The following is a 13037-nucleotide window of genomic DNA, read 5'->3' as shown; positions in this document are numbered from 1 at the left end:
GGCGGGGCACCGGCGCCAGCAAGCCAACCGGTGCCCCTGATCCTGCCTCAACACCAGGTCTCCGGCAGGGCCTCGATGATCCCAACCCCAACCACCCAACACCCTGCCGGAGACCTCCCATGCCCGAAAACGGCACCAGCAATGGCCGATTCCCTGGCCCCTCGTACGACCGGCTCGTCACCGTAGCCGCGGCGCTCATAGCGGCCAAGCTCATGGATGGCGGCCCGCAAGACGCGTTGGCGTTCGTCACCATCGCCCAGTACCTGTTACCCCCGTCCGGTGACGGTCGGGGCCCGGGCCAGCCGGCCATCTGACTGAAGGAGACGCATGACCGCCGAAACCGTTGAGACCGAGACCCCCGTCGAGACCGAGGACTGGGAAACCATCTCCTACACCGTCGACATCGTGTGTATCCGTGGCGCCGATGTGCTGCTGATCGTGCGGGGCGATGCGCCGTACGAGGGCAAGCTGGCGCTGCCCGGCGGCGGCGTCAATCGCGGCGAGTTCGGTCGGGTCGCTGCCGCGCGCGAGTTTCTGGAGGAGGCCGGTGTCGTCGTCGACCCGGACGCTCTGGTCCTCGTCGGGGTCTACGATCAGCCCGATCGTGATCCGCGTGGCCGGGTCGTCACGGCGGCCTACCGCGTGGATCTGCCCTCCGACGCCACCGTCGTGGCCAAGGAGGGGGACGATGCGGCCGCAGTGCAGTGGGTGCCGCTGGACACGGTCCTGACCGACCTGGCCGACGACCTCGCGTTCGACCACCACGCGATCCTGGCCGACGCCTGGCGGCAGCGCCAGGTCGCAGCGGAGCTGGAGCAGCTGCGGAGCATCTACCGGGAGGTGTGGCTCCACGTGGTAGATGCGGGCAGCATGCTGCTGACCCATCGAGTGGAGAAGGCTCTCACCGGTGACACTTCCCTGTCAGACGAGAGCCGACTGCAAGGCTGGATTCATGGCGAGCACAAGTTGCCGGATCATGTCCGGCATCACTTTGTCGATCTGACCGCCTGACCTCCGCGCCCCCGCCACGCCACGGTGGGGGCGCAGTCGTGCGCACACCCGCGGATACGCTGGCCGGCCGACGGCCGACAACGGAGAGCATCCGGTGACCCAGTACTGCGTGAAGCTCCAGTTCGAAGCAGACGGCCCGGCCGTCACGGGCTGGTGGAGCGACGAAGCGACCGCGCGGAGCATCTACCGGGACTGGATCGGGCTGTACGGGAGCGGCCAGAGTGTCGTCATCCGCCTCGTCGAGGAGACCGCCGGCGGTCAGCGGGTGCTCGAGACGTGGCCGGCGCACGGAGACGGGCCAGAGTCCTGACCCGGCCAGTCGCTCGTCTTGGTGAACTCGGGTGGTGTTGCCGTGGGCCCGGCCGGAGGCCGGGTAGCGTCGGCGCCGGAGACTGGTCTCCACTCCCTCACCGTGCCCCCGCCAACCCCGGCGGGGGCACACGCGTTTCTACCGCATGGTCATATCCTGTGCCGATATCACCGGGATCGGTCCCGGGGTAGGACGCGAGGGGGCGGTATGGCACACCAGCCGGAAGCGGCGCCGGAAGGCGGCAGAGACGAGACCGAGAACGAACCCCGGGCCGGAGAGGAAACAGGCACCTCAGGCCAGGTGGTGCCCAGCCTGAAGGGCACGCCCAGGGACATCGCCTCTTTCCTCGCCTCGCAGGACAGGCTCAAGAAGTTCTTCGCGGAGCAGACCACGCTCGGCGAGATAGCGGGGCGCGCGGTCCTCGAGTCGTTGGCCGTGAAAATCAGGCCCTCTGGCCTGGACAACCTGGTGGCCAACATGCGGCTCATGGATCAGGTCGGGAAGGGCGTACTCGGCCAGGCCCACATCCAGGCTGCCGCTCGTATCGCCGAGATGAAATACGAGTTCGGCGCAGTCAGCAGCTGGCGCACAGCGCTCGAGACTCAGAGCGTCATCGGCCAGTTCCTGAAGGCGCAGCGGGAGCAGTCCGAGGCGTACCGGTCCGCATTTCGCCAGCTGTCCGCGGTCAGCCGGGTGCAGGTGCACTTCACGGACTGGATCGTGCAGCAGAACGCTGCAAGCAAGCTGATCACGGAGTACGGCAGCCGGCCTCTGAGTGCTTGGCGGGACTACGTCACTGGGCTTCCGGCCTCGCCGACGCTCGTGCAGGTGAAGACCTCAACAGCCGTGGGGCAGAGCAGCGCGGGGCTCCTCGGGGCCGACGCCCTGATCTCCGACGCGAGGGACGACGAAGAAACCACGCTGGAGATCGTGGACCGGGTGGAGTCCGACGTCCTCGAGCCGTGGGAGTCCGGCCGGCTCAGTGTGGCCGCCGAGCTTCGGGTCACCCTGTCCGGCATCCACTCGAAGGCCCCGGACTGGTTGAACGGGGCGTGGGATCTCGTGCGCGGGAAGAACCCGGTGTCTGCCGCGTTGATGGCGCAGTGCATCGTCGAGACTATCGATCAGCTGTTGCGGGCTGCCGCGCCTGAGGAGGAAGTTGTCGAGTGGCTACCCCGCTCTGGGAGGCCTGAGCGCGAGTGGTACAGCGATCGCGGCGTAATCACGCGTCCGATGAGGGTCCGGTACATCGCTCAGAAGACGCACGCTGACGTGAAGCTGGTGTCGTCTCAGGTGGATAGCTGGGCGGCGCTCGTTAGCCGGTTGATGAACGAGGCGCAGGGGCTGAAGCACGGCTCAGGCGCGGAGAATGCGCTGAAGGCGCGGGCGCTGCTCGTGTCGGCCGAGGCGTTCCTGATCGCCTTGTTCATGGGTGCTTAGCTGCTGCTGAGTTGGCTTCGTGGGGTGTGGGCCCCCGTCCCGGGGTGTATCCGGGGCGGGGGCCTTGCTCTGCCGCTGACTCGGCCGCCCGTTCAGCGCTTCTTCGTCCGCTTCACCTGCGGTTTGTTCCAGTCCCCGCGGTGCTTCTGGCAGCGGGAGTAGCCGACCATGGCGAGCCGTTGGCAGGGCCTGCCGGTCTTGGTCTTGGTTGATCCGCACTTGGTCTGTTTGCCCATGCGCTCTCCCAGGGTGTCCGTGGCGGGTTCGGGTGTTGATGCCCTCGCTCATCGTCCGGGCGAGAGTGAGTGGCTGCCTGGGGTCCGGGCGTCGGCGTCTGGTTCTGGCGGCTGGGTGACCGGTTCCGGGTGGGGCGGATCCCACCTTCTTTCATTGCGCGCGCAGTGAATTACGGATAGGGTGGAGCCACACCGCCCACCCGGCCAAAGGGGACCGCGGTCATCGACGCCAGCCAATCCGCAGGGGAGACCGTCATGCAGATCGTCAAGGCCGTGAACGGTGCCGAGTTCGTCGTCGTCAAGCCCGACAGCTACACCGCCCGCATGGCCCGCGACGTACACCCCGTCACCATGGCCGACGGCACCGTGTGGACCGCCGGAGCCGGACGCCCCGGAACCGCCATCGCCTGGCCTTCGGACCAGCCCGCCTGACCCCTGATCCGGCCGCCCCGCACCGACCCCCGCGGGCGGGGCGGCCACCCCTCGCACCACCCGGGGCAAGCACCGGCCTCTGTCGAGCCACGCTGAAACTCCTTCACCACCGCCAACCGCACCACCGACACCGAAGGGACACCCCCATGGACGACCCCGTCCGCGCCGCCGGACAGATCGTGGCCATCGAGCAGGCTCGGGCCTACGTCGAAGGCACCAAGAAGCCCATCGACACGACCAACACCGGGCAGCTTGTCGGCCACCTCATGGAAGCCGAGGTGCTACTGGCGGAGATCGTCAAGGCGTTCAGCGAGCCCGCTACCGCCTGAGAGGACCCCACCATGCCCACCACCTTGGCCCCATCCCGCCACGACATCGCCAGCATCCTCCACACCGCCCACCAGGAACTGAGCCGCCGCGGCTGGACCCAGGGCCGGCCCTGCGACATCCTGGGCCACATTCATGCCCTCTCCGCGATCGGCCTCGGCACCGTCGGCTGCACCTACGACCCCCGGCACATCCTGAGCTGGGAGGACCAGGCCCGATACGAGGCCGCTGTCTGCGCCGTCGCCCAGCGCCTGGGCCTTGAGACCCCCGACGAACCCGACGGATTCGCGGAACTCATCGCCTGGCACGACGCGCCCGAGCGCACCCAGTACGACGTCCTCGACGCGTTGAAGGACACCGCCCGAGCTCTCGAGGGATACACCCTTGACCGGGTCTTCACCCCAACCGCCGCCGACATGACGGCCATCCACGACGGTGTCGCCCTGGACTGCTACGGCGAGGACAGCTCCTGCATCGCGCTCGGCCACATCGACCCCGCACTCATGGTCGACGCGTCCGCGGCGTTCCTCCGCGACCTCACCGGCGAACCCTTCTTCGACGAGTGCCGCAGGCCCGCGGAGCTCCAGCGCCGCGTCCGGCGGGACTGGGCCGTGTACTGGCGCGACGAGCAGGGCCACCAGTGGTGGGACCTCGGCCACAGCCAGTCCACCCCGGGTGCCGTGCCCGTGACGATCCTGCCGGGCGACTGACGACCGCCACTCCCCCGCCCCCTGCCGGTCGCCGAGCGGGGGCAACACCCCGCGCCCGCCGAGGCAGCCTGAAACCCGCCCCGCCGAAAGGACCCCGCAGCGATGACGACCCCGCTGGAGCGCGCCGCGCAGGCCGTGGAAGAGGCCCGGGAGGCGGTATTCCAGAAGCGCCATCTGCCCGCCATCGACGACCTCATCCGAGCCGTCCGCCGCCACGACGCGGAGATCCTGCGCGCCGAGGCCAGCGAGCACGACTGCGTCGAGTGGGAAGACGCCGCCAACCGCATCGACCCTGACCAGGAGCCCCGCCCGTGACCCGCCGCCGCACCTACACCCGCACCTGTGCCCACCCTGGTTGCCCCGAGCGCAGCTTCGTGGAGTACACGGCCCGCCGCGACCTCGAGGGCGTCAGCCCTACCTGGAAGTGCTACCGGCACAACAAGCCCAACGAAGTCCTGTCCGTAGACAACCCGGAGACCACCGGCGTCCTGACCCTCCACCCCAGCTACATCGACAGCTACCGGCGTGAGGACCCGCCCAAGCTGATCGGCTACTTCTGGGGACCGGAAGGCGCGGAGGAGGGCCACAGCGGGATCGTGGACGGCCCCGGATTCAAAGCCATCGCGAAGGACTTCCCGCCCGGGACCCGCCTGATCGTCACCGCGCACATCGAACTCCCCGACACAGAGGATCCGCAGGACAGGACCAAGCACGCCAACGAGCTGAAAGCCGACTGGTCCCGCTACCGCGGCCACGTCCTGCAAGAGGTGTGGCAGGCCCTGCGCGACGCCGAGGGCGGACCGCTCATCGACGGCATGAAAGTCGTCAACGAACTCCTGGAGAAGCCGTGACCGACGGAACCGTGCAGGTCCCCTCGTTCCCTGGCTACAGCGGCGCCATCCTGCACCTGGCCATCGATCCCGCCGAGCACCAGCGCCGCCAGGCCGCGGGGATCGGCCCGGTCACTGGGCACGGCTTCGGCGGCCTCGACCACCTCATGGCGCTCCCCGCCGGGCTACCCGTCCCCGTCGACAGCCTGACCAAGGCGCAGCGGTCGTACGTGCGGCGGGCCCCGGCTGCGATCTGCACCGTGGAGGACGGGCAGGTGACCCGGCACGCGATCCGGCCCTGCCGCGTCATGCTGGCCACCGTGCGGTCCGCGACCGCATGCAAGACCGCCCTCGAGTCCGCATCCCGCTTCGCACCGTGCTGCGCCCGCCGAGTCCTCGTCCAGCGGCGGCCCCGCATGGTCGAGTCCCTGACCGAGTTCGACTTCTACGGCATCGGCGTTGTCCTCGAGCACGACGACGGCACCACGGAGACGCTGGTCGAGCCGGAGCCGTGGAGGCCGAAGCGGCACACCCCGGCCGCGTGGTGGTTCGCCGAGCGGGCGTACACCGCCTACCTCGACCACACTCCAACCCTCGAGAGGACCATGCCGTGACCCAGCAGGCGCCGGAAGAGCAGCTGGAGCACTGGCGTGGCAAGCTCGCCCGCGTCCTCAAAGCCGCACCCGACATGCCCTGGCCCAACCTCATCGAGTGGGCCGAGGAAGCCAACGAGTGGGCACGGAAGGCCGCTACCCGGAAGGGACGCGAACAGCTCGGCCAGCTCGAAGAGCGCGCAACGAACGCCGAAACGAAAGCCGCCGGCCTTGTGCAGGACCTCGAGCGCCTCAGCGCCGACATGAGCGTCTACCGAGCCGAGATCCTCCGCCTCCAGGACGAACTCGAGACCGCGGCCTACGACCGGACCTGGCCGGCCGACCGAACCCGGCCTGCGGACGTACAGCGCGAAGTCGACAAGGCCGTAGCTGCCGAACAGCGCCGGACACGGACGGTGGAAATGCAATTCAAAGCAGCTTCCGAACGGTGGCGGCGTCAACGTGAAGACCTGGTGGCCAAGATCCCCAAATCGGAGGAGCAGTGACCGACACCCCGACCCTGGACACGATCACGGCGGACCAGCTCGCTGACCTCATCGCCGACGCCGAGGCGTTCCGGAACCAGCCCGCGCTCCGCCACTGCCTCGTACCAGGCTGCACGCGCGAGTACGACGCCATGGCGACGCTGGCCGGCCGGGCGCCCGCGCGTCCGTCGTGGTCCGTGGAAGGCTGGCGGAAGGTCACCCGCGGCCCCGCGAACGGTGATCTGTGCCCCGAACACGTCGACATCGTCACCGCACACCTGCCCCGCCACGTCGACCTCCCCAACGACCGGTGGACGGTGGAGTGCGCGTGCGGCTGGATGCCCACCCCGCAGACCTACGGCGGCCTTCTGCGGCCCCTGTGGGAGCAACACCTCCTCACCACAACAGGCGCCCTCACCGTCCCCGTCACGCTCGCCGAGAAGCCTGGACGGATGCCGCTGGAGGAGCACACCGAAGCGACGCTGACCGAGCTGTACGACCGACTGGAGGACACCGAGTACGACCGTCAGGAGACGTACGAGGCGGCGCAGGCCATGTACAAGGCGTGGGACTGGCACCGGCATACCCTCGACGGCGTCTCACGCGCCGTGGTTGCCGTCTGCAACATGATGCGGACATCGGCCGACTTCCTGGACCAACGCGACTGGACTGCCAACCGGATCGACGCCTACCTCTGGTCCGTCCTCATCGGCTTCGACGACGACACCCTTCAGGAGGTCGCGGCCAAACACCGGTGGAACGAGCACCGCATCAAGTACGTGCGCGAGATGCGCGCCCTGCTCGCCCCGATCACCGACCCGCAGCCGAAGGAGGACTCACCGTGACCGACTACCGCGAAGATCAGGTAACGCAGACCCTGGCCGACTACTTCGCCAAGCGGGCCGCCGCCCGAGCCAACAGGATCCGCGCCTTCCTCGACAGCCTCACCGCCCGGGAACGCGCACTCGCCCAGGACATCGCCGTCATGGGCTACGTACGCGGCACCATGCATCCGCAGGGCGAGGAGATCCCCCTGAACAGGTCGATTGTCGACGACGTCGTCAACGCCTGCTTCGCCTTCCCCGACCTGTACCCGGCCGTCGCCACCATCGAGCGCTGCCCACGCTTCCCGGAAGGCTGCCCCAACCTGCGCGCCGTGCCGCCGAACCCGCCCGAGCACAACGGCGGAGTCCGCTGCGGCTGCGCCGACGACCAGGAGGCGTGACCATGCTGAACCGTGACGAATGGCGGACCAGTCAGCGGAACACCCTCGGGCGCGTCGACCTGCCCCACAACGGCTACCGGAAAGGCGTCAGAGCATTCGTCGTCGTGGGCGCCATCGTCGTCCTCGACCGGCAGCCCTGGCGTGTCCTCGAGATCCGCGAGATACCCGAGGACCTGTGGCCTGCTGGCTTCGAGGCCGCGTGGCAGAAGCTGGTCACCGACTGGGTCGAGCACGAAGCCGCCCGGGCCGCCGGTGAACCCGAGTCGTGGGGAGCACCCCGGAAGCCGGAGCCGATGCCCGTACGCGCCGAGTGGCAGTACCGGCCCATCAACCTCGTTCTCCAGCACGCCGAGAAGTCGAACTTGGAGCCCCGGCACGTCGGCGCCTGCGTCAGCCTCGACTGGCAGGTACTGCCCGAGCACTATGCCGTGTGCCGCCTCTGCCGCGAACTCCCGCCGTGCCGACACCAGGAACTCGAGGACGAAGTCGCCCACACCGTGGAGGCCAGCGACCGCCTGATGGCCATTCCCCGCGGCGCCTGCCTCGGCTGCGGCGAGACCATCACCTCCCGCATGAAAGCCACCCGCTTTCCTGGCCCGAACCTGTGGCGCCCGGACTGGGGCACCGACTCCGCCGTCTTCCACGCCCGCGGCCAGCGGGAGTGCTCGAACGGGGTGTGGCGGTACGAGAAGCAGTGGAAGCAGCAGGGCCTCGACATACTCAACCCGACAATCCCGGAGGCGTGACCGTGCTCTCCACCGACGACCGCGCCGCCATGCTGCGGTACGACGAGCTCGCCCAACGCGTCTACAGCGAGCGCCGCATGCCCTCCGGCACCCGGGACCTGATCCTCGCCCTTGGCTGGGTCATCCTCCGCGACCCGCGCCGCCACGACCCCGCCGTCGGCACCTGGGCCCGGGCGCGAGAGGTCATGAACGCCGACAACCGCACCATGTGGCAGCTCATCGCCGAGGATGCGCCCCGGTACGAACACGACTGGCACGCGGGTCCCGAAGGCTGCCAGGCCCCGATGGTCCGCGTCGACCGACTGTGCGGGCGGAACACGGTGCACGGGTTCGTCGAGTCCGACCCGGTCACGGGCCGCCGCCGGAACTGGAACTTCTGCAACAGGCCCCGCTGCCGCGTCTACGCCCAGACCGTCTACGCCCGGGCGAAGGGCAGCCACGAGCGGGCACCCGAGCCGATCCCCAACAAGGGCGGCCTTCTTCCGCTGTTCTTCGCGTGGGACTGGGAGACGAAATACCGCAAGGCCGTTGAAGTCTTGCCGGGACTCTCCAGCAGTCTCTGCAACTGGAAGCCTCCGACGTACGGCCTGTCCGCCGACGAATGGCCCACCGTGCCCGGTGACGAGCCCGTCAAGGCGTTCCCGAAGCTGCGCCTGGTCGCTTCCAACGGCGAGATCGTCGACAACGCGCCCGCCCTCATCTGACCTGGAGTGCTGCTGATGGCCGACCTCGACCGGTCCCGCCGGTATCTGAAGCCCGTGCCGCGCCTCGCTCTCCCCGGCGAGCCCGACGACGTCCACCTCGCCCTCTACGGCTGGGAAGACCGCCTCGACGCGTGGGTCGCCAGCTCGCCCGCCCTGTGCGGCCGCTCCGCCGAGCAGGGCGACCTCCCCATGGATGCCGAAGTCACCTGCCCGAAGTGCCTGCGGCGCCAGCCGGAGTACCAGGCCGTGCTCGACGGGGAGAACTGCACGCCGCCGGTCTCGGACCGTGTCGCCGCCCGACGGGACCCGCGGTACGCGACCGTCCTCGAGACGATCCGCTGCTACGGCTGGCCCAGCGGGCAGCCCATGGTGCCCGGCACCGACGCCGACCTCCTGGCCACCCGCGTCATGTGCGCCATCCGTACGCACGAAGCCGGGAGCGGCCTGTGACCGACGACGTGCCGCTACCTGGAGTCGACGAGTACGCCGACCAGCTCGACACCGCCCACCGAGCCCAGGCCGCACCGCCACCGTCCTTAGGATGTCCGAGCTCGCCACAACAGCAGAAGGAAGAAGATCAGCATGCGTCCCCAGAGATTCCAGGACTTCGTCGTACGCCTCGCCTCGGAGGACCCGAGCGTCGGCCAGGCGAAGACACTGAAGGACGCGGGTGACACCAAGCGCCCGTACGGCCTGGCCGTCGTCCTCGAGGGACGTGAGGTGCGCTGGCAGATCAACGCGCGCTCGGCGGAGCGCGACGACTTCGACCAGCCCGAGAAGCCCGTCGAGGCGGCACCGATCAGCTTCGACGGTCCGTGGGCCGAGGGCCCCGAGGGCTGGCTCGCACGACTCGTGGCCGGCTCGGGCTCGCGGGAGATCGAGGACATCGAGCAATGGTCCCTACGCGACAACCCGAAGGACGGGCTGACCGTGAAGTGCTACAGCGGGGCCTGGCTGTACCTGCGCGCCCTGTAGCGGCCCCGAACGGGCGTGCGCCGTTGACGACCCCAGCCTCGAGGCGTAACGCTCGACGAACCAGCAACCCGCCGCCCGGGAGGCCCCAGTGTCCAAGGACGAAGTCAACGGCTACCCATTGCTCGACGAGGAGATCGTCACCGCCTCCGACGACACCGACGACGACCAGGGCCAGGACGATGAAACGGGATGAGACCGGGCGCCGCTGGGCCGCCGCCTACCTCCACACCCCGGCCGCCCGCACCACCCAGACGCCGCTGAAGTGCCCCGACCACCCTGAGACCAGGCTGGTGAGGATCCTCGGCCAGGCATGGACGTGCCCCGTATGTCTCCGGCCCGAGCAGCAACGGGAGTCCTGACTCAGGAACGGCGGGCACGCCGCCCCGACACCGCCGTCGGGGTCTGTATCGCCTGTTTCACCAGCTCCAGCAGTGCGGTGCGCGCCGCATCAGCGCCCGCCTCGGCCTGGTGCCATCCCTCCCACCCGGTGTCGTTCTCTCGGTCTCCCGCGGCCCACTGAAGTCGGTCGTGTAGCGCGGACTGCACATCCTGCAATGCGATCACCGCATTGGAAGCGGCCTCTGTCAGCTCCGGCTCACACAAGACCTGAATGCGTTCCTCGCAGTCATGTATTGGCGCGCGCATGTATTCGATCTCGTCGGAGAACTCTTCGATCACCGTGTCGGGGTCCTCATCCAATTCACCCGCGCGATCGTCTTGGACGAACTCATCGATGCCTTCCCAGAACTCGTGCCCCACCGCCATGATCCGATCGAACTTGTCGAGGAACGCCAAGTACGCTTCCTGGCGCTGTCCGCGCAGCCACTGCCCGTGCTCCACCGCGGACTGGTCTGCGAGCTGTCGGCGACCGACGATCAGGCCGATGCCGATACCGCCGATGGTTCCCACGACAGCCACGACCGAGGCGATGACCGTCCCCCACGCATCACTCATGCCCCGCATCCTGCCAAGCGCGTCCCGGCCGCGTCGGCAGTGGCCTCGTGACGTGGCTGTGGGCCCGCGTGGCGCTCCAACTCCCCTACGCCGCACCACATTCACGCCGATACGTCCGATAGGCGCTCTAACGCCCGCACAGCGCGTTGCCTCACGATCGGACCATGGGGGCATCCGAGAACCAGCAGCCAGCCGACAGCGCCGCGGCCGCGGCATGCGATGAGTGCGGCACCGCCGACGACACCGTGCGGGACATGGGGCTCCGCACACCCATCCAGCTGTGCGACCCGTGCTTCGATGACCTCATAGCCATCCGCACCCTCGCCGGGCCGCTCCCCCTCTCCCGCGTCCTCGACGACGTCCTCACCGGGGCCGACCCGCTCGAGGCCGGCCGCCGCTCCGACACCTGGCGCCGCACCGCACCCGCCGCCGAGCCAGCCGACGACGAACGCGAAGACCGGACCGCCTGAACCAGCAGCCAGTAGGCTGGCCAGCCCTCTGGCAGACTTCCGGAATGACCGACTCGGTAGAACGTCGCGCCGCATCCGGGGAACTGTGCACCTGCGGCCGCCCGGCCATCGTCGTCTACAGCAACGCCGAGTTCGGCGATGTTGGCTACTGCGGCATCGAAGGCAGCCAGGCCCACCCCGTGCTCCCCTGCCCTTGGTGCGGGAGCACTGAGCCTCACACTGCGCCATGGGGGGACCCCGGAAAGTGCCCTGACTACCAGCTCCGCCCATCGGCTGGGCCGCAGGACTGAGCCGGGGCAACGACCTGCCCGGGCGGGGTCAGCATGGGGACATGGCCCCTTCCGAAAACACGCCAAGCGGGGCTGCTACAACCTTCGTTGGTAGAAGCCCCGCCCAGCCGAACAGCTACCGGCGCAGCAGCAGCGCGGTGACCAGCAGCAACACGGCCACCAAGAACCGGAACGGGTTCCCGGACGTGGCCGCCTCCACCACAACCGCCGCCACCAGCTGGGCGGGGAGCTCGCCCGTCACCTTCCGCGCCGTGGCCCTGGTGTGCGAGGCCAGCGCCGCCCACGCACGCCTGATCATCTGTTTCATGCGGGGAGTCCCCCTCCGCTCCGGGGCGCTCGGAGTAGGCCCCTCTTACCCCTTCCGGGCTCTCGGGCCGGGCCGGACAGGAACACCGGGCGCCGGACGCCGTCGGGACCGTTGTCGGTGGCGGCCGTCATCATGACGGACATGAACGATTCGGGCATTCGCACCGTGTTCCACCCCGATCGGTGGCGTCGCATCCTCGGCCTCGGCCAGCTGCCCGCCCTGCACGACTGGCTGCGGGCGAACGGGGTCGAGCCCCGGGACGTGGACAAGGCACCGATCACGGTCGAGGGTCGGGACGGCGCCACGGTGATCCGGTACACGGCGCTGCTGCGGGACGTGGACGGGCACCGGTACCGGGACCCGGTCACCGACGGGGCCGCTCGGGAGGAGCGCACCACACCGCTGGTGGTCGAGCCGCCGGAGGAGTGGGGGACGTGAGCTCGGCCTTCGGAGACGACGAACGCCCCACCCATCGCGGGTGGGGCGCCATGCTGTCCGGTGTCGACCGGTCAGGTATCGCAGCCGACACCATCCCCGTCACGGTCCAGATGAGAGGCGTACCCCGGCTCGCCACGATGGATCGGCGCAGCCCCAGCCGCCCGAGCCTCGGAGCAGTTCCTGTAGTACGCCGATCCGCCGCCACCAGCGCCACCGCTCCCCAACGCGTCGTCGTTGGACACGGCGGGCGCCTTCGCAGTCACCGTCACCTTCACGATCTTCGTCTTCGTCTTCGTCACGGTGACGGTCGGCGCCGGCTTCGGCTTCGGCTTCGCAGTCACAATCTTGGTCACGGTGACCGTCGGACCCGGCTTCGGCGCGGCCGCCGCCTGCTTCGTCTTCTCTTTGGAGGTCTTGGTCTCGCCACTGGCCGCCCCGGCGCCGATACCGAGGAAGAAGACCAGGCCGAGCGCGGGCAGAACGAAGCGTTTCCGGGCCCACTTGGGTGCCGGCCTGCCGGGCGTGGGTGGCGCCGTGTACGGGTTGCTCATGAT

The 13037-nt window shown here is 69.2% G+C and carries 24 protein-coding genes; 20 read left to right on the top strand and 4 right to left on the bottom strand.

Annotation, left to right across the window (positions count from 1 at the left end; translation table 11 throughout):
- The first annotated feature begins 119 nt into the window (after positions 1 to 119).
- The 4 genes from ACWY4P_RS53715 to ACWY4P_RS53700 all read left to right on the top strand — a co-directional run bounded on the left by ACWY4P_RS53715 (position 120) and on the right by ACWY4P_RS53700 (position 2761).
- A complete protein-coding gene (locus ACWY4P_RS53715) occupies positions 120 to 314 on the top strand; it encodes a hypothetical protein (protein ID WP_456213395.1) in 195 nt (64 codons plus the stop codon).
- Between the two features lie 13 nt (positions 315 to 327).
- A complete protein-coding gene (locus tag ACWY4P_RS53710; protein ID WP_456213394.1) occupies positions 328 to 1011 on the top strand; it encodes an NUDIX domain-containing protein in 684 nt (227 codons plus the stop codon).
- A gap of 94 nt (positions 1012 to 1105) precedes the next feature.
- Complete coding sequence (locus tag ACWY4P_RS53705) at positions 1106 to 1321, top strand: hypothetical protein (RefSeq protein WP_456213393.1); 216 nt, start codon at positions 1106 to 1108, stop codon at positions 1319 to 1321.
- Positions 1322 to 1528: 207 nt separating this feature from the next.
- On the top strand, positions 1529 to 2761 hold the full coding sequence (locus ACWY4P_RS53700) for a pPIWI-associating nuclease domain-containing protein (RefSeq protein WP_456213392.1): 1233 nt from the start codon (positions 1529 to 1531) through the stop codon (positions 2759 to 2761).
- Between the two features lie 92 nt (positions 2762 to 2853).
- On the opposite strand, the gene ACWY4P_RS53695 is transcribed toward ACWY4P_RS53700, so the two are convergent.
- Entirely contained in the window at positions 2854 to 2997 is a 144-nt protein-coding gene (locus ACWY4P_RS53695) for an HGGxSTG domain-containing protein (RefSeq protein ID WP_456213391.1), read from the bottom strand.
- Between the two features lie 255 nt (positions 2998 to 3252).
- On the opposite strand from ACWY4P_RS53695, the gene ACWY4P_RS53690 reads away from it, so the two are divergent.
- The 14 genes from ACWY4P_RS53690 (at position 3253) to ACWY4P_RS53625 (ending at position 10383) form a co-directional block, all read left to right on the top strand.
- Entirely contained in the window at positions 3253 to 3429 is a 177-nt protein-coding gene (locus ACWY4P_RS53690; RefSeq protein WP_456213523.1) for a hypothetical protein, read from the top strand.
- A 146-nt stretch (positions 3430 to 3575) separates the two neighbouring features.
- Positions 3576 to 3758, top strand: a complete 183-nt coding sequence (locus ACWY4P_RS53685) for a hypothetical protein (protein WP_456213522.1) — start codon at positions 3576 to 3578, stop codon at positions 3756 to 3758.
- Positions 3759 to 3770: 12 nt separating this feature from the next.
- Positions 3771 to 4466: a DUF6197 family protein gene (locus tag ACWY4P_RS53680; protein ID WP_456213521.1), complete on the top strand. Its 696-nt coding sequence runs from the start codon at positions 3771 to 3773 to the stop codon at positions 4464 to 4466.
- Between the two features lie 102 nt (positions 4467 to 4568).
- On the top strand, positions 4569 to 4781 hold the full coding sequence (locus ACWY4P_RS53675) for a hypothetical protein (RefSeq protein WP_456213520.1): 213 nt from the start codon (positions 4569 to 4571) through the stop codon (positions 4779 to 4781).
- Positions 4778 to 5317 carry a hypothetical protein gene (locus ACWY4P_RS53670; RefSeq protein ID WP_456213519.1) on the top strand — a complete coding sequence of 180 codons (540 nt, stop codon included), beginning with the start codon at positions 4778 to 4780 and terminating at the stop codon, positions 5315 to 5317. Before ACWY4P_RS53675 ends, ACWY4P_RS53670 begins: the two co-directional genes overlap by 4 nt.
- Entirely contained in the window at positions 5314 to 5910 is a 597-nt protein-coding gene (locus ACWY4P_RS53665) for a hypothetical protein (protein ID WP_456213518.1), read from the top strand. The genes ACWY4P_RS53670 and ACWY4P_RS53665 overlap by 4 nt, the downstream gene beginning before the upstream one ends.
- Positions 5907 to 6395 (top strand): hypothetical protein, encoded by a 489-nt coding sequence (locus ACWY4P_RS53660; RefSeq protein ID WP_456213517.1) that lies wholly within the window; start codon positions 5907 to 5909, stop codon positions 6393 to 6395. The genes ACWY4P_RS53665 and ACWY4P_RS53660 overlap by 4 nt, the downstream gene beginning before the upstream one ends.
- A complete protein-coding gene (locus ACWY4P_RS53655) occupies positions 6392 to 7219 on the top strand; it encodes a hypothetical protein (RefSeq protein ID WP_456213516.1) in 828 nt (275 codons plus the stop codon). The genes ACWY4P_RS53660 and ACWY4P_RS53655 overlap by 4 nt, the downstream gene beginning before the upstream one ends.
- Positions 7216 to 7599, top strand: a complete 384-nt coding sequence (locus tag ACWY4P_RS53650) for a hypothetical protein (protein WP_456213515.1) — start codon at positions 7216 to 7218, stop codon at positions 7597 to 7599. Before ACWY4P_RS53655 ends, ACWY4P_RS53650 begins: the two co-directional genes overlap by 4 nt.
- 2 nt (positions 7600 to 7601) lie before the next feature.
- Positions 7602 to 8345 (top strand): hypothetical protein, encoded by a 744-nt coding sequence (locus ACWY4P_RS53645; RefSeq protein WP_456213514.1) that lies wholly within the window; start codon positions 7602 to 7604, stop codon positions 8343 to 8345.
- Positions 8342 to 9049, top strand: a complete 708-nt coding sequence (locus tag ACWY4P_RS53640) for a hypothetical protein (RefSeq protein WP_456213513.1) — start codon at positions 8342 to 8344, stop codon at positions 9047 to 9049. The genes ACWY4P_RS53645 and ACWY4P_RS53640 overlap by 4 nt, the downstream gene beginning before the upstream one ends.
- Positions 9050 to 9064: 15 nt before the next feature.
- Positions 9065 to 9499, top strand: coding sequence for a hypothetical protein (locus ACWY4P_RS53635; RefSeq protein ID WP_456213512.1), 435 nt, complete (start codon positions 9065 to 9067; stop codon positions 9497 to 9499).
- Between the two features lie 132 nt (positions 9500 to 9631).
- The gene (locus tag ACWY4P_RS53630; RefSeq protein WP_456213511.1) at positions 9632 to 10024 is read left to right on the top strand and encodes a hypothetical protein; all 393 of its coding nucleotides are present in this window, start codon (positions 9632 to 9634) and stop codon (positions 10022 to 10024) included.
- A 179-nt stretch (positions 10025 to 10203) separates the two neighbouring features.
- Complete coding sequence (locus tag ACWY4P_RS53625; RefSeq protein ID WP_456213510.1) at positions 10204 to 10383, top strand: hypothetical protein; 180 nt, start codon at positions 10204 to 10206, stop codon at positions 10381 to 10383.
- Position 10384: 1 nt separating this feature from the next.
- Here ACWY4P_RS53625 and ACWY4P_RS53620 read toward each other — a convergent pair whose 3' ends face one another.
- The gene (locus ACWY4P_RS53620; RefSeq protein WP_456213509.1) at positions 10385 to 10978 is read right to left on the bottom strand and encodes a hypothetical protein; all 594 of its coding nucleotides are present in this window, start codon (positions 10976 to 10978) and stop codon (positions 10385 to 10387) included.
- 164 nt (positions 10979 to 11142) lie between these two features.
- On the opposite strand from ACWY4P_RS53620, the gene ACWY4P_RS53615 reads away from it, so the two are divergent.
- On the top strand, positions 11143 to 11448 hold the full coding sequence (locus ACWY4P_RS53615; protein WP_456213508.1) for a hypothetical protein: 306 nt from the start codon (positions 11143 to 11145) through the stop codon (positions 11446 to 11448).
- Between the two features lie 405 nt (positions 11449 to 11853).
- Here ACWY4P_RS53615 and ACWY4P_RS53610 read toward each other — a convergent pair whose 3' ends face one another.
- Positions 11854 to 12045 (bottom strand): hypothetical protein, encoded by a 192-nt coding sequence (locus tag ACWY4P_RS53610; protein ID WP_456213507.1) that lies wholly within the window; start codon positions 12043 to 12045, stop codon positions 11854 to 11856.
- A gap of 141 nt (positions 12046 to 12186) precedes the next feature.
- On the opposite strand from ACWY4P_RS53610, the gene ACWY4P_RS53605 reads away from it, so the two are divergent.
- A complete protein-coding gene (locus tag ACWY4P_RS53605) occupies positions 12187 to 12483 on the top strand; it encodes a hypothetical protein (RefSeq protein WP_456213506.1) in 297 nt (98 codons plus the stop codon).
- Between the two features lie 71 nt (positions 12484 to 12554).
- Here the strand turns inward: ACWY4P_RS53605 and ACWY4P_RS53600 are convergent, their stop codons facing one another.
- The gene (locus ACWY4P_RS53600; RefSeq protein WP_456213505.1) at positions 12555 to 13034 is read right to left on the bottom strand and encodes an excalibur calcium-binding domain-containing protein; all 480 of its coding nucleotides are present in this window, start codon (positions 13032 to 13034) and stop codon (positions 12555 to 12557) included.
- Between the last annotated feature and the right edge of the window lie 3 nt (positions 13035 to 13037).

This window comes from Streptomyces sp. LZ34, assembly GCF_053890475.1.
This window is presented reverse-complemented; position numbering and strand designations above follow the sequence as displayed.